Origin of the sequence: Rhizobium sp. BR 314 (genome assembly GCF_047445805.1) — a bacterium.
Classification (GTDB): Bacteria; Pseudomonadota; Alphaproteobacteria; order Rhizobiales; family Rhizobiaceae; genus Rhizobium; species Rhizobium lusitanum_B.
Genome location: NZ_JARWLA010000005.1, coordinates 162,438 through 185,471, shown reverse-complemented (window position 1 = coordinate 185,471; position 23,034 = coordinate 162,438). Strand labels below are relative to the sequence as shown.

Here is a 23,034-nt window from a genome sequence, read left to right as displayed (position 1 = left end):
GGAGCAGATTGCAACGGCAACGGAGATAAACGAATGATACAGGACGATATCTCGGCCTCTAGTGCGGGGGGTATCGCTCCTCGTTGGACATCCAGCGCAAAAAGCGGCGTCGGAACGGCTCTCTCGCCGGCGTGCCGCATCTGGTTCACACTGAGCCACGGCATTCTCAACGAGGTTTATTTTCCGCGGGTCGATTGCGCCTGTACGCGCGACATCGGCCTGATCGTGACCGGTCCTGACGGCTACTTCTCCGAGGAAAAACGCGATACTGAAAGCGTGGTCACGACGATCGAGGACGGCGTCCCCGCCTATCGCCTCGTCAATACGGCCCTCGACGGGCGCTACCGCATTATCAAGCGCATTATCGTCGATCCCGTGCGCAACAGCCTGCTGCAGCAGATATCGTTCGAAGCCTTGCACGGATCGGTTCACGACTACCGGCTCTATGTGCTGACCGCCCCGCATCTCATCAATGCCGGTGCCGGGAATACCGGCTGGGTGGGAGACTACAAGGGCACGCCGATGCTCTTTGCGAAGGGCAGAGGCGGAATCTCGCTGGCGCTTGCCGTGAGCGGCGGATGGCGAACCGCGTCGGCCGGCTATGTCGGCATTTCCGACGGATGGCGCCAGCTTCAGGAAACTGGCCAGCTGGATCCCCGTATTGCCCATGCCGCCAACGGCAATGTGGCGCTGACAGGCGAAATCGACCTTGCTGCCGGCAGCGACACGGTCCTTCTGTCACTCGGCTTCGGAAACCGCGCCGAGGAAGCAGGCTACAACGCACTCGCCAGCTTGCAAGCTGGCTACAAGGATGCCGAACGCTCCTATATTGCCGACTGGCGGAAWTGGCAGAGCACGCTGCTGGCACTGGACGAGCCGAGAGCGCCGCCGCCCGAACTCAATCGCTACCGGATATCGACCGCCGTGCTTGCAACGCACCGGCCGTTGTCGTTCGAAGGACCTGCCGTCGCCTCGCTCTCCATTCCCTGGGGTTTCGCCAAGGGCGACGAGGATCTTGGCGGCTATCATCTGGTCTGGCCGCGCGATCTGGTCGAGACGGCCGGAGGCTTTCTTGCAGCAGGCGCTCCGCAGGACGCAATCCGCATCCTCGCCTATCTGCGCGCGATCCAGGAGGCTGATGGACATTGGCCGCAGAATGCCTGGCTCGACGGCGAGCCCTACTGGACCGGCATACAGATGGATGAGTGCGCCTTTCCGATCCTGCTTGCAGACGCGCTGCGCCGCGAGGGCGCGCTGACCGGCGACGCTCTGCTCTCCTATGTCTCGATGGTCGAGAAAGCGGCTCGCTACGTGGTCGTCAACGGCCCGGTGACTGGCGAAGACCGCTGGGAGGAAGACGGCGGCTTTTCCCCCTTCACCCTCGCGGTCGAAATCGCCGCGCTGCTCGCCGCCGCCGACATTCTGGAAATTGCCGGGCACGATCACAATGCCGATTACCTCAGGCAGACGGCGGACGCCTGGAACGATCAGGTTGAGCGCTGGACCTATGTCGATGCCGACAGCACCACTGCGAATCTCGGGGTCAAGGGCTACTATGTCCGCATCGCGCCCCCGGACATTGCCGAGGGCGCCTCGCCCGCCGATGGCTTCGTGCCTATCAAGAACCGCCCGCCTGCGGAGTCCTATCTGCCGACTGCCCGTGTCGTCAGCCCTGATGCCCTGGCGCTCGTCCGGTTCGGCCTACGCGCCGCCAACGATCCGCGCATTGTCGACACGGTCAAGGTGATCGACGCGCAACTCAAATGCGATCTGCCGCAAGGCCCGCTCTGGTATCGCTATACGGGCGACGGATATGGGGAACACGAGGATGGCAGCGCCTTTGACGGTACCGGTATCGGTCGCCCTTGGCCATTGCTGGCCGGCGAGCGTGCCCATTATGAACTTGCCGCCGGCAGGCCAAAAGCCGCCATCACCTTGCTCGGAGCGCTTGAGGGATCGGCCGGACCAGGCGGGCTATTGCCCGAGCAGGTCTGGGATAAGCCCGATATGCCTGAGCGGGGCCTCGTCTTCGGTGAACCGTCTGGCAGCGCCATGCCGCTCGTATGGGCTCATGCCGAGCATATCAAGCTACTGCGTTCGCTGAAGGACAATGCCGTCTTCGATATGCCGTCGCAGGGCGTCGAACGTTACGTCAGGAACAAGACGACCGCGCCCTTCGTGCTCTGGCGCTTCAACAACAAGATGTCGCAGGTCCCGGCAGGCAAGCGCCTTAGGATCGAAGTGATGGCGAAAGCAATCATTCGCTGGAGCGCAGATGGCTGGGCGAGTGAAAACGATATCACGACCCGGCAAAACGGCTTCGGTATCGATGTGGTCGAGCTTGCGACAGAGCGGCTGCCCATGGGCACACCCATCGTGTTCACCTTCTACTGGCCCGATACCGACCATTGGGAGGGAGCGGATTTTTCGGTGACCATTTCCGACAAGGCCAAGTAAACCTCAATCGCAATAAACGTACCCGGAGGGAAGCGCATCGTGAGCGTAAAACCTAAGTCTGCCAAGCAAGCGCCATCAGCCGCAGCCAAGGATCTTGTCGTATTGGCAATCGATCTTGGCGGCTCTCACGTCAAGGTTCGGCTAAGTTCTGGTAGCGAGCGCCGTACGGCTCCCTCCGGCATGGAGATGTCGGCGCAAAAGATGGTCGAGGCCGTCAAGCAGCTTACGGCCGACTGGCAGTTTGACGTTATCGGCATGGGATATCCCGGCCCGGTCGCAAATAACAGGCCGGCAATCGAGCCGCACAATCTCGGGCCTGGCTGGAAAGACTTCGACTTTTCCGCCGCCTTCGGCAAGCCCGTCAGGCTCGTCAACGATGCGGTCATGCAGGCAATCGGCAGCTATAAAGGCGGCAACATGCTGTTTCTGGGGCTCGGCACCGGTTTGGGCTCGACCATGATCGTCCATTACGTCTGCCTGCCCATGGAGCTTGCGCATCTGCCCTACAAGAAGGATGGCACGTTCGAGGATTATGTCGGCGAGCGCGGCCTGGAAAAATACGGCAAGAAGAAATGGCGCAAGTCGGTCGAGAAAGTGGTGGCCAAATTGCAGGCGGCGCTGCTGCCGCATGAGATCGTCATCGGTGGCGGCAATGTCGATAAGTTGGATGAGTTGCCCGATGGCTGCCGCGCCGGCGACAACGAGAATGCGTTTCTCGGCGGCTTCCGTCTCTGGAAGGATGAAGACCTACGGTTCTAGAGCATGATGCCGAAAAGTGTAAGCGGTTTTCGGACGACATCATGCTCTACCTCTTTGATTCTAGAGCGGATTCAAATTTTAGGTCGACTCGACCTAAAATCATCCGACTCTAGGTCAATGCGGAAGGCCCCGTCGGCAGAAGCACCACCGACGGAAGCTTATGCTTGATGCCGATCAAACTTTCGCCTTGTAGGTCGAGGCCAGCGACAGGGCATGGAAGGTAAACGGCCGCCAGACGCGATTGATGCCGAGCGGGCAATGCTTGACGCCGGCCGGAATGAAGATCGAGCCGGAGGCGGTGATCGTGCGCCGCTCCCCCTCGATGTCGATATAGATTTCGGCGCCCAGATCGCGCGGATTATTCGGGTCGCTGCCGGTCCAGATCAGGACCTCATCATAGTCATGGACGTGTTCCGAGACCCAATGGATCGGCTGTTCGGTTTCCGTAATCCAGATATGCGTCATATGGATCGGAGACTTCGGCTGCACGAGGCTGCCGACGAGTTCGAAGCCACCTGTATTCGGCGGATCCTGCAGATCGGCCAGCGCCCCTTCGGCCGTGAAATCGACTTCCAGCAGCGGCATCGTTTCGTTCAATAATCCGTCAAAGTGACTTGCCATCGTTTTCTCCTCTTGTTGGATGGACAGTGTGTGAACTGATCGCGGCCTATCTTGCCGCAGCGGGCTTCATGCTCGGGCAGCCGGCATCGGTCGGCAGCTGCAAGGTGTTTGCGAGCAGAGAGCGTGTGTAGGGATGTTGCGGCGCCTGCAGCACGGCGCTTGTCGCGCCACGCTCGACCACCCGGCCGCCGGCCAGAACGACGACCTCGTCGGCAATGTTGCGAACCACGGCCAGGTCGTGCGTGACGAACAGCATGCCGAGACCATCGTCGAGCAGGCTGCGGAGCAATTCGATGACGGACGCCTGTACCGAAACGTCGAGCGAGGAGGTCACCTCATCGCATAAGAGCACGGCTGGTTTGGCGACGAGGGCACGGGCAATCGCAACGCGCTGCCGCTGGCCCCCGGATAGTTCGGACGGGAAACACGATGCGAGGTCGACGGAGATGCCCACGCGGTCGAGCGCCTCGGCGATGATGGCCTTGGCCCTGCCGCTCCGCCTGTCGACATCGTCGAAAATCGCCGCTTCCAGGCTCCCGCCGATCGTGCGGCGGGGGTTCAGAGAGGCATTCGGGTTCTGAAAGATATATTGCAGCTGCCGCCGGGCATTCTGGTCACGCTTGCCCACCGTTATAGGCAAGGATGCGCCGTCTAGGCTCAGTTGCCCGGTTGCATTGTCATGCAACCCGATCAGGCAGCGCGACAGGGTCGACTTGCCACTTCCGGACTCGCCGACCACGGCGAGACAGCGGCCCGGCTCCACGCGAAGATCGACGTCATGCAACACCTGCCAACTACCGTAGAAAGCATTGAGTCCCGTCGCCGTCAACATAGGCGGAGCTTTAACAACCGTTGCCTTCTCCGGGTGGTCGGAACCTCTTGAAAGTCCGGTGAGGCAGTGCGCCAGTTCGGGGCGCCAACAGCGCACGAGACTACCGCCCGCCAATTTCAGCCCAGGCCGAACCCGGCATTCCTCGATGGCATGATCGCATCTGTCCGAGAAAATGCAGCCGCTCGGCCCTTCGCCGACGGCCGGCACGCGCCCTCGGATCGGCCGCAGCGCCTGCCGCGTCTGGACGGAGGGAACGGCATCGAGCAGTGCGCGAGTATAGGGGTGGCGTGGGGTCGCCAGAACATCTCGCATCCGTCCCTGTTCGACGACCTGGCCGCCATACATGACTGTCACGTGATCGGCCACATTGGCAATGACGGCAAGATCGTGGCTGACGTAGATCGCCGTCAGATTGTCGGAGACACAAAGCTGCCGGATCAGCTCCAGCACCTTGCTCCGCGTCAGGACGTCGAGACCCGTTGTGGGTTCGTCCAGGATGATGAGCTTGGGTCTGGCAATCACCGCCATTGCGATTGCAATGCGCTGCTGCTGGCCGCCCGACAATTGGCGAGGTCGGCGCTCAAGGAACTTGTCGTCGCCGGGTAAGCCGACCTTGCGCAATATTTCCAGCGCCCGTTCGGTCTTCTCCGCGCTGGTGCCGCTCAGGCCGTCGGTCAGCAGCGTGCCGAGCTTTAGCATCGGATTGAGCGCCGCACCCGGATCCTGGGCGACATAGGCGACGAGGCCACTGCGCGCCGTGCGTAGCGCGGCCTTATCCAGCTCCAGCATTTCCGTATCCGCTATGCGCACCGAACCCGCTCCGATACGGACGCCATGGCGCGCATGGCCGAGAAGCGCCAGCGCCAAAGTCGACTTTCCAGAGCCGGATTCGCCGACGACACCCATCACCTCGCCGACTTCAAGGACAAGCGAAACATCTTCGATGATCGACGCGCCGTCGCTGCGCTCTACGGTCAATCCAGAAACATTCAGTACCGGCATCATGCTTTGCCTTCAGTTCGGGCGACCACGCGGGCGGCGCCTTCGGCAACGAGAGCGCCGCCAATGGTGTAGAGAACGATCATCACGATGGGAGCGAGTGCTGCGAAGGGTTGGGTGCCGAGGCCACCGCCATTTTCGTTGACCATCAGCCCCCAATCGGCAGCCGGCGGCTGAATGCCGTAGCCGATGAAACTCATCGACGAGAGAATCCCGACCGACCAGCTGAGCCTCAACCCAAGCTCGACGAGCAGGGGCGAGGACACATTGGGTAAGAGCTCGCGCAGGATGATATTGTGTGCGGGTTTGCCGACGGCCTTTGCCCACAGCACATATTCCTGATTGAGTAGCGGTAGGGCAGCGCCGCGGATGACCCGCGCTACGCCTGGCATCAAAGTCAGCGTCACCAGTCCAACCAGCAGAACCGGCTCAGGCCCGAATACCGAAACGCAGAGAAGCGTCAGCAGAACGCCCGGGAATGCGAGCAGGACATCCAGGGAGCGCATCAGCAGAAGGTCCGTCCAACCGCCGTAATAGGTTGTGACAAGCGCGATGGCGGCACCGACCGCAACACTCAGCAACGCCGAAATCGGCGCCATCCAGGCCAGATAGGTGCCCCCCGAAAGCACGCGGGAGAAAACGTCACGCCCGAGATTGTCCGTGCCCAAAAAGGCCATAGCAGACGGCATGGCATAGGGTTTGCCGACAGGTGCCGCCGGATCGTACGGCGCCAGAAACGGGCCGATTGCGATCAACACCGTCATGGCAACCAGCAGCGTGACGCCCCATCGCACCTGTGCCGATGTCCAGAGACGCCGCCAACCAGCCGGACGAGGGCGAGATCGACGCGGTGTCGCAGCATTTAGGTCCACATCGATACTCATGCGCTGAGCCTCCTTTGCCGGTCCGGTGCGCCATTTCTGCGGGCGAGTGCATCGGCGACGAGATTGAGGATAAAATAGGCCGATGCGATCACGAGGACATTCGCCTGAATGACGGGCAGATCGCGGTTGGTGACAGCATCGACCAAAGCGCTTCCGACACCGGGATAGGCAAACAGGTATTCGACCACGACCACGCCGCCGACGGTAAACGCCGCCACCATGCTTGCTGCCGGAATGATCGGAGCCACCGCATTCGGCAAGGCATGGCGAAAGAGGATTCGGCTCGGAGACAGTCCCTTCAGAATCGCCGTCTGGATGTATTCGGTCGCCATCACATCGATCACGGCGACGCGGACCAGCCTTGAGAGATACATGACGCCGGGGATGATGACCGTCGATGCCGGTAGCACCAGCGCAATTGGATAGGAGAAGGGCGAGCCGCCAGGCGGAATGAAGGAGACCGCCGGCAGGACATGCAGCACAGTTGTCGCAAAGAGCGCCACCAGCACAGTCCCGGTGACGAAATCCGGAACAGCATTGGCAATCATCGACATGCCGAGAAAAAGCTTGTCCATGAAGCCGTCGCGAAACTGCGCGGCCAGCACCCCGAGCAGCACAGATAGCGGCAACATCACCGCAAGCGCAACGCCGCTCAGGGCTGCGGAATTGCGTACCGCAAGCGCGAGGATATCGGCGACCGGCTGTCCATTGGCAAGGGAGACACCCCAGTCTCCGCGCAGGATGCCGCCGAGCCACGACAGATATTGCCACCACAGCGGCTGATCGAGACCAAGATCTGAGCGAAGTGAAACGAGCTGTTCCGGCGTCGCGCTCTGACCGAGGATCATATTGGCGACATCGCCAGGCAAGGCTCTCGCAGCGAGAAAGATCAGGAGTGATACGGCAAGTAGGGTAAGGATGCCCTGCAACAGCATTGCGAACAAAGGCTGTAGCCTGGAAAGCCACCCGAACACCATAGGGTCATTATGGTTCTGGCTATCGGCAGTCATGGAAATACTTCTTCCTGCTATGCGGCCTGCTAGGGCGCTTCCGCTTTCCTTCGGATCGCGGAAAGCGCCCTATTTTCTTGTTCAGTTCCGCATTCCGGGCGGAAAGTCGCTCCGCACTTTTCCCGGAATTGCTCTATTTCTTGACGGTAACGCCGGCATATTGGATCGGCGTACGGCCATAGAAATCCGGCTTCAATCCGCTGACGGTATCCCGATAGACGGTGATGTTCTCCGGATAAGCCGGCACGATGTGGCCGCTGCGCTTGTATTCGACTTCCTGCATCTGGGTGACCAGCTTGCACTGCGCGGCTAGATCACTCGTGCTTTCCAGGCGCTTGGCGAGATCGTTATACTCGGCATCGTCGAAATGCGTGGCGTTCTCGCCCTGATCCGGCAGCAGGGCTGCAAGAGTCCCGGTTTCATAGGGTCCGCTCGCCAGACTGACGAGGAACGGCCATTCCCGCCAGCGGTTGAGGAAGGTTGCGGGATCGAGGCGGCGCACCTTGACCGTAATGCCGGCTTGTGCAGCCTGCTGGGCGAAAAGCTGCGCCATTTCCATCATGCCGGAATAGGCGCCGTCGGTCACGACTTCGAGGCGAAGATTGGCTTTCCCGGCCTGGGCCAGCAGCTGTTTCGCCTTGGCAATATCCTGCACGCGCTGCGCCACGGATGGAACCGGGCAGGCTGTGTTGTTACCGAGATAATCGTTGGCGATCGTCGCATAACCGCTGAATGCATTGTCGACAATCTGCTGACGATCAACGACCAGCTTCAGCGCCTCAAGGACCCGAGGATCCTTGAAGGGCTCTGTGTCCACCCTGACGGCCAGCATGGGATAGGTCGTCGTACCGCTCATCACGGTCTTCAGCTTCGGATCCTTCGTCAGCGCCGGTACGTCCGTATAGGGCACTGAATAGGCGATATCGATCTGGCCGCCGCGCAAAGCATTGGTGACCGCCTGCTGATCGCGGAAACCGATGATGCGAAGCTTGTCGAAACCGGGCTTCTCGCCCCAATAGTCTTCGAACCGGGTCATACGGGTTTCCTGACCGGGCGTGAAGGAATCGAGTGTGAACGGCCCCGTGCCGACCACGGAGCCATCGGCGGCGATAGCGCGCATCCTGAAGTGGTCGTCGGCGAAGGCGTTGGCAAACAGACCGAAGGGACGATTGAGTGTGAACTCTACAGTCAGATCGTCGACCTTGCGGATCTTGGCGGGATCGACAAAGTCGATCTGGCTGGAGACGACGAAATGATTGACCTTGTCCAACATGTAACGGATGCTTGCGATCACATCATCTGCGGTAAACGGCTTTCCGTCGTGGCGCTTGACGTTCGGACGAAGCTTGACGGTCCAGACATCCATGGCCGCGTTCGGGGTCATGGACTCCGCAAGGCGCATGACGACGCCACCTTTGGAATCGTGGTTGGTTAGGCCGTCATACAGCTGATCGTACATGGAATCTGCGGATACAGAGTCCGTGGGTGAGTATGGCTGCACCATATCCTTACTGTTGCCGATGACCCCGAGGACAAGCTCCTGCGCCTGTGCAACGGAAAAGCCGACCAGAGCCGTTGTCGCCGTCAGCAGGCCGAACGCCACTACGCGCCTGAAGTTCACTGAATTCATAGTCTTCGTTCCTCCTCCAATACGCCGGCCTGCGCTCCGTCCTCGAGAAACTCGGGCGGATTTTCTTTTGCGACCGCGTCTGCACAAACGAACACGCGCCATGAAAGCCTGTCTTGGAGCGAAACGAATCTGAGATGAAGTCGAGCCGATTCCATTTGCTCGACCGACTAACGACCAATTGGATTAGGTCTGTTGCCGCTCGGTGGGCGACCACCCCAGTTCAACGGACGCAGCGAACATGTGGGAAGGTAAGCGCCGGGGCTGATCTAGTTTGCGAGGCTGCGATCTGTCGATCTCAGAAGATCGGTCGGCGTGCAGGCAAAGAGGTCTTTAAAACAGCGATTGAAATAGGACAAATCATTGAAGCCGACCGAATAAGCCACATCCGCTATGGTCTGCGCATCGTGCTGAAACCGGAGCTGTTTGATCTTTTCCCGTGCGAAACGCAGACGCTTGTCGCGAATGAGGGTGGTGCAGGTCATTCCCATATCCTGAAAATGCAGCTGAAGCACCCGCATCGACACACCGATACGCTTTGCCAGCCATTTCGCTGACAGGTAGGACCGGGTCAGATGCTGATCAATCAGAACGTCGACCATCTGCAGCCGGCTGGATCCCAGATCATTCAGAGAATCGAAGGACATCAAGCTCTCGAGATCGGATACAAACGCCTGTCGGGTTGCATCGAGCATCGTCTGTCGCAGGTCCGGCGCCTGGGCGTCGCTCTCTGAGGTCGAAAGGATCTTGGCAACCAGTGCCCGCAGGGTTACAGCCATTGGATTTGCGGCTTCCAATGTGCGCGCCACGTTGAGCTTGTCACTGCCATGGAAATAGATGAGCTGTCCCGGGACGTTGAGGGACAGATGGTTGCTGTATTTCCCATGGAAATGAAACGTCGTGGGTTTGGTGGAGTCCACCAGTATGCAATCGCCGACATTCAGTGCGCTTTGCCGGCCAGAGTGCTCCACGCCGCAAGAGCCTTCCAACTGAACGATCAGAAAGAGCTGCTCGACCGCGTCACGGCGCACGTCGTCCCAGTCGCGATGAATGCGATCGAGATCGTTCGAGATATGGGAAAATTCCATGCCGCATGCATTGATGCGCCGGGCCTCACCGTGAATGTCGAGACTCGTATCCATGCTACTGGGACGGAAACTACCGCAAATGTCGTGCAGATCGTCGACCCAGCGATTGAAGGGCGTCCGTATGCGGTCCTTGTGGAGCAGATCCAGAGAGCTCAACAGTTCCAACGTTGCCTCACATCCATGCACGACACTTAGCTTGTTAAGTATCAAACTTTGGCTGCCGTAGCAAGCGCGGGCACCTCGTTCGCAGCCGAGACCCGTGCCGTGTCGGCGCCGTTCCGGGCATGGTTCAAAGACCGCGTTTTCGGGTGGTTTTCATGGCCACGACAACAGAAGCGTATCGGAAAATATCAAGCAAGAATTTACCCTGGCGCACCCCATGCTTTGGAGTGCGCCGGGCAAGATATGAAGGTCCCCCGCGCATCGACATCTAGGGCCGGCTCGGCCAGATCACTGGACCGGCAAAGGTTCGCCAAGCGACAGCATCAAGCGGTTTGCCCAATTAAAGAAAGCCGCACCATGGATGACGTCGGCGATCTCAAGATCGCTCAAGCCTTCCTTGCGCAGCTCTGCGATTTCGCTGGCCCCAAATTCCGACGGCGTCGTCGTCAACGCGACCGATGATGCCACAATGGCATTCCAGCGGCTGCCGAGATCGGTGCCGGTGCCTTCATCGAGTAGACGCTGGACGTCGTCGTTGCGCTTCGAATGATGCGAGGCAAAGCGGGAGTGAACCGAAGCGCAGAAAATGCAGCCGTTGGTGCGCGACGCTGCCGTTGCGGCAAGCTCGCGGTCGGCGCGCGGCAACCCGCCCTCGACATTGTAGAAGATGTCCTTGTCGGTTTTCGTCCGCGCCTCGAGGATTTCCGGATCGCGGGCCAGCAGCATGAAATAGGGCGACTTGGCGCGCGACGCGTCGACAAGTCCTCGCCAGTGACGCTCGGTCAGCTCTTCTTCGGGAAGGGGGTTCAACCAGGGCGTCCAGCCGATTTCCGTCTGCGTAAAGACATTCGGCCGATCTTCGATCGTGGGATGGATAACGGTCTCGGTCATGGGAACTGTCCTTCTGCAGTTAGGCGGAGACGGTCTGCTGGGCGCTGGCGGCATTCAATGCGCTCAGCCCGGCGACCACCCGGATTTGGAACGAAAGAAAGGCAACGATCTGAGACAGCGTCACCACGCCCGTCGTCGTCCAACCGGCATTCAAGAGCCGCTGCAGTGCCTCGGCACTCGCTTCGCGCGGGCGATAGACGAGAAGGTGGGCATGTTCAAATCCCACCGAAAGTTTGCTGCCAAGAACCGGCCGCCCCGCTTCGGAGACATGATAGACAAGTCCATCGCGATCTTCGGCGGAAAGCGATCCTGCCGGATAATGTCCATAGGGGCCGACGGTACGGCCGCCATTGGTCTCCGTCTTGACGGCATCGATGAGCCCACGCTCGCTTTCCGCCTTCTCCAGTGCAGCCAGATAAAACTGGGTGACGTTATCGGCCGCATGCAGGCCCGCCACGAACGATGCTAAGGCAAAGCGTTCGCCGCGGCTTACATCACCCTCATGCGCAGGCTCGAACAGAGCTTCATAGCTTCTTTGAGCATTGTGCCGCGTTTGTGGCCTTGCCGCTCTCAAGGCATGCAGCGAGGATCCCTCGCGGATGCCGGCCAGCAGATCGATGACGTCAGTTGTCGACGAGGTCATGGATATACCTTCTCTTTCTCTGTTCTTGTTTCAGGCCGAGGCAGCAAGTTGCGGACCTTTGTTGGCGAATATCTGCTTCGACCAGCCGAGTGCCGGCGCAACCTTCTGCGAAATCAGCTCGAGGGAGCGCAGGATGTAGTCGTGCGGCGGATCAATGGAATGCACCTGAAAGACCAGATCCGTCACCCGTTCGAGAGCCGTATCTGCGCGCAGTGAGGCGATTACATCTTCGGGTGTACCGACATGCACATCAAATGCCTTGATGAGATCAGCCGTCGTTTCGCCACGAACCTTGAAACCGCTGACGGCAAAGCGCTCGGCACTCCGACGCAGGCCGATATCGGCAAGGCGAAGCGCCTCCTTGCGATCATCAGCAACGAAAAGGCTGCGTGATCCCAGTATCCGCGGTGCTCGGCCCTTCGGCAGAGCCGCGAAATAGGCATCGATAATGGGATTTTGCAGATCCCAAAGCTCGGCATCCGGCGTCTCGTCCGGGCGCGGCTGCGTGCGAGACAGCATCAGGCCGTCACCATCCTTGCCTGCGCGTTCGCCGCCGCCCACGGAAAAGGTTGCCTGCCAAACCCTGTCTATGAGATGCGGCGCAACCGGGTAGAGATGGTTGCCGCCGGCAAGCTCATGCCCTGCCCACGCATCGCGAATGAGCGCCAAATACTTGCCGTAGATCGGACCGCGATCAGCGCTTTCTATGCCGAAGGGGAGAAAGGCCTGTGGTGTGCCGCCTGTGCCAAAGCCAACCTCCAGACGACCTTCCAGGAGAAGGTCGAGCACAGCGGTATCTTCCGCGACGCGCACCGGGTTTTCCATCGGCAGCGTGATGACGCCCGTCCCCAATCGGATGCGCGACGTGCGCGAGGCAAGACCGGCGAGGAAAACCAGCGGCGCCGGCAGACCGCCCTCATCGCCATTGAAATGATGCTGCGCCACCCAGGCACTGTCAAAACCCTGCGCTTCCGCGTGAATGATCTGCTCGCTCACGAGCTGATAGCGCTCGGCAGCGTCTGCCTGATCGAGGACACGGCTGAAAAAGCCCAGCCGTTTGGGAAGAACTGGCGTGCTCATGGAATTATCCTGCATTACTTTGGGGCTGATGAAGAGCGATCGAGTATTTCTTGCCCGGAATGGCCTCGATCAGCTCGCGTGTATAATCGCTGCTGGGATTGCCGAAGACCTCTTCGACAAGACCGTTTTCGACCAGCTTGCCGTTATGAAGAACCGAGACCGTGTCGGCGATCTGACGGACCACGGCGAGATCATGCGACACGAACAGATAGGTCAGGCCGAGTTCGCGCTGAAGACTGTCGAGCAGCGAGAGGATCTGCGCCTGAACCGTTACGTCGAGCGCCGAGACGGCTTCATCCAGCACCAGGATCTGCGGATCGAGCACCAGCGCGCGGGCAATAGCGACACGCTGACGCTGACCGCCGGAAAGTGCATGCGGCCGCCGCTGCAGGACATCGGCAGGCAGGCCGACCTTCTCGATGACAGCAGCGACTTTTTCCAATCGCTGCGCCCTCGGCAGCGGATCGAAGTTCAGCAACGGCTCCTCGACGATGGCCGAAATCGTCTGGCGCGGATCGAGCGAGCCGAAAGGATTTTGATAGACAAGCTGGATCTTCTTGCGGAAGAGCCGCAGCGTTTCGCCGCGCAACGACGCCAGATCAAGCCCGTCGATAATGACCCTTCCTGCCGTCGGGCGCTGGAACGCGGAGACAATGCGGATGGTCGTCGTCTTGCCGGAACCGGACTCGCCGACGATCGCATGGGTCGTACCGCGCTTGACGCGAAACGATAAGTCATCGACCGCCTTCAGTCCGCCGTCCTTGCCGCCGATCCCGAACTCCTGCACCAACCCTTCGACCACGACAATATCATCGCCCAGCTCGACCTTCGCATCGACGGGATGCGCGGGAGAGTGCGACTGAGCGACATTCAGCGACGGGGCGTCGGCCAGCAGCCGGCGCGTATAGGCGCTCTGCGGGTTCTTCAAAAGCTCTGCGGTCCGCCCTTGCTCCTGAATGCGGCCATTCTGCAGGACAACCAACCTGTCAGCACGATCGGCAGCGACACCGAGATCATGCGTGACCAGCAGAACGGCTGCCCCATATTCCCGTCTGAGATCGTCGATCAAATCGAGAATGTGCCTCTGCACAGTCACGTCAAGCGCACTGGTCGGCTCGTCTGCGATGATCAACGCAGGCTTGAGCGCAATGGCGATGGCGATCAGCACGCGCTGCCGCATTCCTCCCGAAAGCTCGTGCGGATATTGGCGCGCACGAAGCTCGGGTTGACTAAGGCCGACGCGGCCCAGCAGCTCGACCGCCTGCGGATAGGCCGCCGCACGAGGCGCCCTGCGGTGAATGACCAGAACCTCTGCGACCTGCTCGCCGATCGTCCTGACAGGATTGAGGGAATTGCCGGGGTCCTGCGGCACCAAGCTGATGACGGAGCCGCGGATCGCGTCCAGCCGCTTCTGCGGCCAGCCGGCAATATCCTGGCCATTGAGCCTGATCCGGCCGCCTTCGAGATGGCCGTTCTGCGGGAGCAAACCGATAATGGCCTGAGCCGTCGAGCTCTTGCCCGAGCCTGATTCACCGACGAGCGCGACGACCTCGCCGGCATTCACGGTGAAGTCGATGCCATGAACCGCCGTGCGAGAGCCGCTGCGATCGCGATAGGCGATCTTCAGGCCGGAAACATCCAGCACCGGCACGGCAGACCCGTTTGCTTTGTCGGATGTCGTATGGCTCATTTGCCAATCTCCGCAATCGAACGGCTGATGCGGTTGATCGAGATCACCGCGAGCACGACGACGAGGCCGGGCGCCGTCGTCAGCCACCAGGCAGTCGCGATGTAGTTGCGCCCTTCCGCGATCAGCAGACCCCATTCCGGTGTCGGCGGCGGCGCCCCATAGCCAAGAAATCCGAGCGTCGACAGCTGGAGGATGGCCCAGCCGGATTGCAGTGCGGCGAAGGCGATCACTGACGTCAGCGAGTTCGGAAGAATATGGCGCCACAGCACGCGGACAAACGTGCCGCCGCTGCCGAACGCAGCCTCGACATAGTCGCTTCGCCGAACCATGACGACTTCCGAGCGAACCAGGCGCGCAAACTTGGCAATCAGGGTGCAGCCGACGGCGATGGCGGCATTGACGGTACCGAAGCCGAGAAGAACGATGATGCTGAGCGACAACAGCAGATCGGGGATCGACAGCATCACATCGACGATGCGCATGATCACCGTTTCGATCCGGCCGCCGAGCGATCCCGCCAGTACGCCCAGCACCGTACCGATGACGAGCGCGATGCCCACAGCCGCGAGTGCTCCGGACAGGGAGTGGATGGAGCCATAGACGATGCGAGCAAATAGATCGCGGCCAAGCGCATCGGTACCGAGAATATGGGCGGCGCTTGGCGCCTTCAGATGTTGGCCGGGCAGGCCTTCCACCGGACTGTAACTCGTGAAGACGCTGGGAAAAAGCGCCCACAGGACGGCCACAGTCAATATGAATATGGCAAGAAGCAAGCTCGGCCGGAAAGGAAGCGAAAAGCGGCGCGCAAGCGGCCGGGCGTCTTCGCGGGCCGGCTGCGCCGACAGGCTTTCCGGAGCATCGGCATGTTCGAGCGGGCGATGGAGATCCGCTGTATAGAAATTCGTCATCAGTTGGCTCCAAGCCTTGCTTTCAGGCGCGGATCGAGGATCGGATATAGCAAGTCGACGATCAGGTTGATCGTGACGAAGGCGGCCGCCGAAATCACAACGATCGCCTGCAGCACAGCGACGTCCTGTGCATCGACCGCATGTTTTGTCAGATTGCCGATGCCGTTCAGCCCGAAGACCGTTTCGGTAACGACCGCCCCAGCGATCAGCTCGCCGAACAACAGGCCCGCGACCGTTAGCACCGGAAGCAGCGTATTCTTGGCGACATGACGCCACAGCACCTGTCCATGCGAGGCACCTTTGGCACGCGCCACGGAAATAAACGGGCGCGTCAGAACCTCATCAATGTTTCGCAGGATGATCTGCGCAAGCGGCGCGGAGATCGGCACGGCAACCGTCAAGATCGGCAGGATCAGTCCCTGCCATGGACCGGGATCGATAACCGGCACCAGCCTTAGGCGAAACGAAAAGATCTGAATGAACATGATGCCGAGCCAGAATGTCGGCACGGATATGAACAGCGACGGCAGCGATAGCATGAAGCCACGCAGCCAGCCGAAGCCTGAAAGATTGGCCAGAATGGCGATGACGACGGCAAGGATTGCAGCAAGCAGGAAGCTGAAGCCGGCAAGAAGCAGGGTCGATGGCAGGCTGACTGCAAGCTGCGAGCTAACGGCAACGCCTGCCTGTAGCGAATAACCGAAGTTGCCTGACAGGAAGCTCCACACCGTATGGATATATTGCTGCAATATCGATCCATCCGCACCATAGGCGGCCCTGATGTCGGCAAGCTGCTCGGGGCTCAGCCCATAGTCGGGACTCTGAAACTTGATCAGGATCGCATCGCCCGGCATCGATTGCAGCAGCACGAACGAAACGGTGAAGGCCGCCCACAAAACCAGTAGCGACTGTCCGATCCTTGTTAAGATGTATTTCGTCATGCGAGTGGCCTGTCGTTGCGAAAATGCAGCCCGGCCTGTGGACGGGCTGCAGGAGATACTCAGTGTGCGGCAAGCCAGACATTGTAGAAGGACGGCCGGCCGACGGCTTCGAAGGCCACACCCTTGACGTAGGGAGCACCGGCAAAAACCTGCGGCTCCTCGAAGAAGGGGATGACATAGGCGGCATCCAGCAGATAGGCTTGCGCGGCCTTCGCCGCGGCCAGACGCTTGTCGCTATCCGTCTCCGAGGCGATGGCTTCCAGAAGGCCGTTCAGCTTGTCGTCAGAGAAGGTTGCCTTGGCGTTGAGGCCGCCTTTCTGGAGAAGCGCGTCGCGGTTCTTCGGATAGAACTGGCTCTTGATGACGTCGGGATCGGCGCGGCCGACTTCGGCGACGACCAGCGGCGTCTTTGCCGGATCGACATTGTCCGTGACCAAATTGCCCGAGGTGCCGGCAAGCACCTGAAGCTTGACGCCGACCTTGGCCCATTGCTGGGCGACGAGCTGGAGGACCGCCTTGTTTTGCGGCTGCGGCAGCGATTCATAGACGGCGAGCGACAGCGGCTTTCCGTCCTTCTGTCGCACACCGCCTGTACCCTTCGTCCAGCCTGCTTCATCGAGCAGCTTCTCGGCGAGCGCCTGGTCGTGCGTCAGCTTGGAGGACAGATCTTCGTATCCGGCAGCTGCCGACGATATCACCGACTTCGCCTGCGGATAATTGACCGAAAACAGCGTGTCGACGATCTCCTTGCTGTCGGTGGCGTGCAGCAGTGCCTGACGCACCTTGAGGTCGGCAACAAGCGGATTATCCGGCCGGAAAGCAACGCTGTCGTTCACCCCGCGCGTGGGCGCGGCATAGATTGCAAAGCTCTGATCGCTGACCTGCTTTTCGTCATAGGCCTGAAGCTGGCGGATGAAATCGGCCTGGCCGGAAAGCAACGCACCAATACGTACGCTGTCTTCGCCGGTGATGATATATTTGATGCCGTCGAGATAGGCGCGGCCCTGATGCTCGAACCTGGCTGGACCCCAGTTGTAGTCGCCGCGCGCCTTCAGCGAGAGCTGCTTGCCGAGCGTCTCGCTCTCGACAACGAAGGGACCGGAGCCGATGATTTTCGTCGCATCGCCCAGCTGGTCGAAAGGCAAGGCAAGCGTTTTCAACGAGACGAGCCCAGAACCGATGACCGACGTTCCCTGAAGGAAGCCGGGCGACGACTTCTTGAAGTAGAACTTGACGGTGTATGGGTCGACGACCTCGCTGCGATCGTAATTGTTGATCACCTCGGAAACCGGCTGCTTCAGATCCTTGTTGCCGAGACCGAACGTATCGTAGTTCTTGGCGACGGCATTGGCATCGACGGGTGTTCCATCGGAAAAGGTCACGCCCTTGCGGATCTTGAAGGTATATTCCGTGGCCCTGTCGTTTACAGTCCAGGATTCGGCAACCCAGGGCTCGATCTGCAGCGTCTTCGGGTTCTGATAGGTCAGCTTGTCAGTGATCTGGTTCAGAATGCCGCCGTTCGGGTAGAAGCCGCCGGCTGGCGGATAGAGATTGGTATGGGCCTGCTGCTCCAGGTAAATCAGCGTGCCGCCCTGTACCGGCTTGCTCTCATCGGCAGAAAACGCGACCGATGAGGCAAGCAAGGAAAGGCCGGCAGCCAGAGTAAACGCCTTGAAATTGGCTGCGATCGTCATTGAAATCCCTCGAAAACCGAATGCCGCTCAAGGCTATAGAAGCCACCCGACCAATCCAATATAGACTATGGAATTAGTCTTCTATTTTTCACGAGACCGTTGAAATAACATCCGCAAACTTTCGTTTAGTCAGCAACTTGATGTCTCGCCGGCCTAACACCTGATCCAGCCACCTCGCCGGCTAAGTGACCTGGCCCGTACGTGGGATCACACGAATATGCGGTGCCCGGAATGCCCCCATACCCGATCGCGATTGAGAAGCGGCGATGCGCTCTTGCGCCGGGTTTCGCGCGTCGCATCGGGTAAATCGACCCGCTGACTTCCGTCATTTTTCAAGGGTCTCCGATGTTCGCCTCAAGCGGACACACGCATCGGCGATGTTCCAAAACCTAAATAGTATGAATAATAATATTATTGTCACCTGCCTGTCACTCTCGCGTGGTTAAACGCCCCTGCTTTCGAAATTGGGTTGAAGAGACATGGCAGAGACAAGCGAAGCGAGCGTATCGCGCAACGATCACACATTGAAGCTTACTGTCGCTGGAGCGGGAACAATTCTGCCGGCGCGCGGGCTGAGCACGTCCTGCCACGCGCTTGAGATCGCGGACAGAACTGTCGTGTTCGATATGGGTCCGGGTGCGCTTGCTCGTCTCGCCTTGGCCGGACTGGATTATCGCGACCTACAGACGGTCTTTATTTCGCATCTGCATCCGGACCACACGCTCGATCTTGTGACGCTGTTGCAGGCGCTTGAGGCAACACCGGGATGGAGCCGCACGCAAACGCTAACCATCGCCGGCTGCCGCGGCCTGAAAGCCTTCATCACCGAGTTGCTTGCGATCTTCAGAGACGCCGTGCCGCAAACCTATGCGGTCGAGGTTATCGAGCTTGAGGTCGGCCGGCACGAGATTGCCGGACTGACGGTGGAAACCTGCCTCACTGGACACACGTCAAACAGCCTGGCCTTCCGCCTCGAAACCGAGAACGGCGTATTCGTCTATTCCGGCGATGCCGCCGATATGAACGCGATGATCAAGATCGCGCGTCAGGCGGACATTTTCCTTTGCGAATGCTCCTTCGAAAAGGGATACCCTACGACAGACCACTTCACCTCGGATGCGGTCGGGCGCATTGCCGCAGCGGCAGGCATCAGGCACCTCATTGTCACACACACCTATCCCACGACAAATCATGACAGGATCCGAGCTGATATCGGCGCGCATTATGCCGGCCTGGTGACCATCGCCGTCGACGGCACGGTGGCGCAATGCTGAAATCTGCCAGCACCCGGCGCCTTTCCTGGGCATGGCTTGGACTGGCGCCCTTTCTGGCTTTCATACTCGCCTTCGAAATCGCGCCGCTGATGATGCTGGTGAAATCGGCGCTGACGACGAAGGACGCCATCTCGCTCGACAATTTCGCCAGGGCGTTGAACCCGGCCATTGTCGCCGCCTTCGTCAACAGCATCGGGCTGTCGCTCGCAACGGCTGCGGCCGGTACGATCGCTGGCGCCGTTGTTGCCCATCTGATCGTCAACAGCCGCAGCCCGCTGGTGAAGAACAGCCTTACCGCGCTTGCCGATGTAACTGCCAATTTCGGCGGGGCGCCGCTTGCCTTCGCGTTCGTCATAACGCTTGGCTCGACCGGGATTGTCACGCTGCTGCTGAAGCAGATCGGCATCGACCTTTATCCCGGCTTCCGCATCTATTCGCTGGCCGGCCTCGTCGTCGCCTATCTCTATTTTCAGATACCGCTGGCGATCCTGTTGCTGATCCCTTCCTTCCAGGGCTTGCGCCAGGAATGGGCGGAGGCTGCGGCCATTCTCGGAGCCAAACCTATTCTCTACTGGCGCATGGTCGCGCTTCCGATCTTGTCGCCAAGCCTCGTCAGCAGCTTCTTTCTGCTCTTTGCCAATGCGTTCGGCGCCTATGCGACGGCGTGGACCCTGACCGGCTCGTCGATCAATCTCGTCACCATCCAGATTGCCGCGCTCATTCGTGGAGAAGTGCAGCTGGAGCCGGCGCTGGCTGACGCCATTGCCGTTCTGTCGCTGCTGATCATGGCGCTTTGCGTCGCTGCCCACCAGCTTCTGGTGCGCAATGCGAGGAAGATCGCATCATGAGCACGCCGAACGCGACCAACAGGGTCAGTGCGTCGTCGCTGGCGCGGATCACGGTGATCACCCTCTTCCTGCTGTTCATGATTGTGCCGATCCTGGCAACAGCCCTGTTTTCGATTTCCGTGCGCTGGGATCGCTCGATCTGGCCGGAAGGCTTCACCCTGGATTGGTGGAGCAAAGTCACGGCAAAGACGGCTTTCAGAACCTCTCTGTTCAATTCGGTCTATATCTCCGGCGCCAGTGTCCTTGCTTCCCTCGCCCTCGTGGTCCCCACCGCCTACTGGGTTCACACGAAGCTGCCGCGCGCCAAGGCTCTGATGGAAATATTGGCCATCATCCCGTTCGGCTTCCCGGCGGCAGTCCTTGCCTTAGGTCTGATCAGGCTCTATGGCGCAGCACCCCTGTTGCTTGCCAGCTCGCCTGTTCTTCTCGTCTTCGCCTATGTCGTGATCACTCTGCCCTTCATGTACCGGCCGGTCATGAATGCCCTTGAGGCGATCGATACCCGCACGCTTTCAGAAGCGGCAAACAGCCTGGGCGCCGGCCAGACCCGGACATTTCTGTCCGTCATTCTGCCGAATATCCGCAGCGGCGTGGTCAACGGAAGCCTGCTGGTCTTTTCCGCGGCCTTTGTCGAGTTCGCGCTTGCCAGCCTGCTCATCGGCACGCGGTTCAAGACATTCCCGATCTACCTCGTCGAATTCACCCGCTTCGACGCGCGCCAGGCGAGCGCGCTGGCTCTCATCAGTTTCGCATGTGCCTGGCTCATCTCGCTCGGCATTCTCACGACGTCCGCTCATCGCTCGGAACGTCCCCGTCTCACTACCTCCAAAACAAAGGACCAATAGCGTGATTGCAAAAGCCGTAAAATATACCCTCAGCGTCGCCCTGCTCTGCACCAGCGCAAGCTTCGCTCTCGCCGAGAGCGCGCCAGCCGTCGTTGCCGGTGCCAAGCAGGAAGGCAAGCTCATCTCCTATGGAATGTCGGACGATTGGGTCAACCTGGGCACCATCTTCACGGAAATCGAAAAGAAGTATGGCGTCGAACATGTCGATACTGACATGACATCGGGCGAACAGATCACCCATCTGCTGGCTGAAAAGAGCGCTCCCGTCATGGATATTGCCGATATCGGCTATGATTTCGTCGGTCGGCTGCTCGATGAGAAGCTGGCAGGCAGCTACAAGAACGCCAATTGGGATCGCATCAAGCCGCAGTTCAAGGATCCGGAAGGTCATTGGGCTGCATCCTACTGGGGCGCGATCGCATTTCTCGTCAATACCGATCAGGTCAAGACGGCGCCGGCATCGTGGAATGACCTGCTGAAGCCCGAATACAAGGACATGATTTGCAGCCGCGATCCGCGCGTCTCCACCTATGCAACGGCCTCGGTTCTTGCTGCAGCACTCGCCAATGGCGGCAGCGAAGCGAATGTTCAGCCCGGTCTCGACTGGTTTAAGCAGCTGCGCGACAGCGGCAACCTGCGCAAGGGCGTCGTCCTCAACGTCGCATCGATCCAGAAGGGCGAATGCCCGATATCGCTGGTTTACGATTTTGACGGCCAGGCCAAGCGCGACGCAACCGGCCTGCCGCTGAAGGTCGTCATCCCAACAGACGGAACGGTCGGCATGCTCTTCGCTCAATATGTGAGCGCCGTCGCCCCGCACCCGAACGCCGCCAAGGGCGCGCTCGACTTCCTGTTCTCCGATGAAGGTCAGATCCTGCTTGCCAAGGGCCATGCACATCCGACCCGCGATGTCGAACTGCCCAAGGACGTCGCGGGCGCGATGCTGCCGAAGGAAAGCTACGCCAAGGTGCATTTCCCGACGGACGTGAAGAGCTTTTCGACTGCCATCAAGGCCATCGTCGACGGCTGGAATGTGATCGAAACCAAGTAAAACCGCAACGAAGCGAGGAGGCCTGCCCTCCTCGCTTCCGGCACCACGTATGGCGCCGTGCAAGCCCGAACCGCTCGCGAACTCCAATGCAACCTCAGTGGGGTGTCCGATCTCGCCAGGATCCGATCTGAGTATCCTCAAAAAAAACGCTCAGGTTGCTGAAAGTGGAACTTTTTTGTTCGTGGGTGCCTTGCCTTCGGGGTGATCGAGGATAAATCCCCGCATATTGAAGCAATCAGGAGTTTTATATGCGAAAGATCATTCTGACCGGCATTGCAACCCTTGGATTTGCCGCGCCGGTATTTGCGCAGGCGACAAGCGACCAGATGGAAATGGCGTACAATTCCGCACGCAACCAGCTCGGCATCCTGAAATATTGCCAGACCAACGGCCATATTGATGGCTCAGCGATCGCGATCCAGACAAAGATGGTCGCCCTCATCCCCGCACCTTCGGACACGGCGAAGGGCGATGCAGCAGAAGCAGAGGGTGCAAAGGGCAAGATTTCCGCCATGGGCATAAGTCAGGATCTCCCCACCTCGGCGAAGGCGCAGAACGTGACCGAAAAGCAGTTCTGCGAAACCATCGCGAACGCTGTGAACCAGGCCGGCGCGCAGCTTCCGAAATAACGGACAAAGCCGTGGCCGCTCTGGCTGCCACGGCTTCGTCGACATGGCAGCATAACATGCTCTGCCAGACCGGCGGTCGGCTTCGCTATCCAGCCTCAGCC

General features: G+C 59.9%; 20 protein-coding genes. 7 read left to right on the top strand and 13 right to left on the bottom strand.

Going from position 1 to position 23,034, the window contains the following annotated elements:
- Positions 1-33: 33 nt before the first annotated feature.
- Together QD461_RS09570 and QD461_RS09565 are read left to right on the top strand one after the other, a co-directional pair.
- Positions 34-2,457: a glucan 1,4-alpha-glucosidase gene (locus QD461_RS09570; protein WP_414087525.1), complete on the top strand. Its 2,424-nt coding sequence runs from the start codon at positions 34-36 to the stop codon at positions 2,455-2,457.
- A gap of 39 nt (positions 2,458-2,496) precedes the next feature.
- On the top strand, positions 2,497-3,216 hold the full coding sequence (locus QD461_RS09565; protein WP_184703574.1) for an ROK family protein: 720 nt from the start codon (positions 2,497-2,499) through the stop codon (positions 3,214-3,216).
- 174 nt (positions 3,217-3,390) lie between these two features.
- Here QD461_RS09565 and QD461_RS09560 read toward each other — a convergent pair whose 3' ends face one another.
- The 13 genes from QD461_RS09560 to QD461_RS09500 form a co-directional block, all read right to left on the bottom strand.
- Positions 3,391-3,837: a hypothetical protein gene (locus QD461_RS09560; RefSeq protein ID WP_184703573.1), complete on the bottom strand. Its 447-nt coding sequence runs from the start codon at positions 3,835-3,837 to the stop codon at positions 3,391-3,393.
- A gap of 46 nt (positions 3,838-3,883) precedes the next feature.
- Complete coding sequence (locus QD461_RS09555) at positions 3,884-5,674, bottom strand: ABC transporter ATP-binding protein (protein WP_414087524.1); 1,791 nt, start codon at positions 5,672-5,674, stop codon at positions 3,884-3,886.
- Complete coding sequence (locus QD461_RS09550) at positions 5,671-6,552, bottom strand: ABC transporter permease (RefSeq protein ID WP_414087523.1); 882 nt, start codon at positions 6,550-6,552, stop codon at positions 5,671-5,673. Before QD461_RS09550 ends, QD461_RS09555 begins: the two co-directional genes overlap by 4 nt.
- Positions 6,549-7,562: an ABC transporter permease gene (locus QD461_RS09545; RefSeq protein ID WP_414087522.1), complete on the bottom strand. Its 1,014-nt coding sequence runs from the start codon at positions 7,560-7,562 to the stop codon at positions 6,549-6,551. Before QD461_RS09545 ends, QD461_RS09550 begins: the two co-directional genes overlap by 4 nt.
- Positions 7,563-7,695: 133 nt before the next feature.
- Positions 7,696-9,192 (bottom strand): ABC transporter substrate-binding protein, encoded by a 1,497-nt coding sequence (locus QD461_RS09540; protein WP_414087521.1) that lies wholly within the window; start codon positions 9,190-9,192, stop codon positions 7,696-7,698.
- A 266-nt stretch (positions 9,193-9,458) separates the two neighbouring features.
- Complete coding sequence (locus tag QD461_RS09535) at positions 9,459-10,424, bottom strand: helix-turn-helix domain-containing protein (protein ID WP_414087655.1); 966 nt, start codon at positions 10,422-10,424, stop codon at positions 9,459-9,461.
- Positions 10,425-10,727: 303 nt separating this feature from the next.
- Positions 10,728-11,330 carry an alkylhydroperoxidase domain protein gene (locus QD461_RS09530; protein ID WP_414087520.1) on the bottom strand — a complete coding sequence of 201 codons (603 nt, stop codon included), beginning with the start codon at positions 11,328-11,330 and terminating at the stop codon, positions 10,728-10,730.
- 19 nt (positions 11,331-11,349) lie between these two features.
- The gene (locus QD461_RS09525; protein ID WP_414087519.1) at positions 11,350-11,973 is read right to left on the bottom strand and encodes a CMD domain protein; all 624 of its coding nucleotides are present in this window, start codon (positions 11,971-11,973) and stop codon (positions 11,350-11,352) included.
- 30 nt (positions 11,974-12,003) lie between these two features.
- Positions 12,004-13,053: a putative FMN-dependent luciferase-like monooxygenase gene (locus tag QD461_RS09520; protein ID WP_414087518.1), complete on the bottom strand. Its 1,050-nt coding sequence runs from the start codon at positions 13,051-13,053 to the stop codon at positions 12,004-12,006.
- 4 nt (positions 13,054-13,057) lie between these two features.
- Positions 13,058-14,743 (bottom strand): dipeptide ABC transporter ATP-binding protein, encoded by a 1,686-nt coding sequence (locus QD461_RS09515; protein ID WP_414087517.1) that lies wholly within the window; start codon positions 14,741-14,743, stop codon positions 13,058-13,060.
- Complete coding sequence (locus QD461_RS09510) at positions 14,740-15,651, bottom strand: ABC transporter permease (RefSeq protein WP_414087516.1); 912 nt, start codon at positions 15,649-15,651, stop codon at positions 14,740-14,742. The genes QD461_RS09515 and QD461_RS09510 overlap by 4 nt, the downstream gene beginning before the upstream one ends.
- Positions 15,651-16,592, bottom strand: a complete 942-nt coding sequence (locus tag QD461_RS09505; protein ID WP_414087515.1) for an ABC transporter permease — start codon at positions 16,590-16,592, stop codon at positions 15,651-15,653. Before QD461_RS09505 ends, QD461_RS09510 begins: the two co-directional genes overlap by 1 nt.
- A gap of 59 nt (positions 16,593-16,651) precedes the next feature.
- Complete coding sequence (locus tag QD461_RS09500; RefSeq protein ID WP_414087514.1) at positions 16,652-18,286, bottom strand: TIGR04028 family ABC transporter substrate-binding protein; 1,635 nt, start codon at positions 18,284-18,286, stop codon at positions 16,652-16,654.
- Positions 18,287-18,765: 479 nt separating this feature from the next.
- On the opposite strand from QD461_RS09500, the gene QD461_RS09495 reads away from it, so the two are divergent.
- The 5 genes from QD461_RS09495 to QD461_RS09475 all read left to right on the top strand — a co-directional run bounded on the left by QD461_RS09495 (position 18,766) and on the right by QD461_RS09475 (position 22,933).
- Positions 18,766-19,560 (top strand): MBL fold metallo-hydrolase, encoded by a 795-nt coding sequence (locus QD461_RS09495; protein WP_414087513.1) that lies wholly within the window; start codon positions 18,766-18,768, stop codon positions 19,558-19,560.
- Positions 19,554-20,408 (top strand): ABC transporter permease, encoded by an 855-nt coding sequence (locus tag QD461_RS09490; protein WP_414087512.1) that lies wholly within the window; start codon positions 19,554-19,556, stop codon positions 20,406-20,408. Before QD461_RS09495 ends, QD461_RS09490 begins: the two co-directional genes overlap by 7 nt.
- The gene (locus QD461_RS09485) at positions 20,405-21,253 is read left to right on the top strand and encodes an ABC transporter permease (RefSeq protein WP_414087511.1); all 849 of its coding nucleotides are present in this window, start codon (positions 20,405-20,407) and stop codon (positions 21,251-21,253) included. Before QD461_RS09490 ends, QD461_RS09485 begins: the two co-directional genes overlap by 4 nt.
- Before the next feature lies 1 nt (position 21,254).
- On the top strand, positions 21,255-22,304 hold the full coding sequence (locus QD461_RS09480; protein WP_414087510.1) for an ABC transporter substrate-binding protein: 1,050 nt from the start codon (positions 21,255-21,257) through the stop codon (positions 22,302-22,304).
- Positions 22,305-22,552: 248 nt separating this feature from the next.
- Entirely contained in the window at positions 22,553-22,933 is a 381-nt protein-coding gene (locus tag QD461_RS09475; protein WP_414087509.1) for a pore-forming ESAT-6 family protein, read from the top strand.
- Positions 22,934-23,034 lie beyond the last annotated feature (101 nt).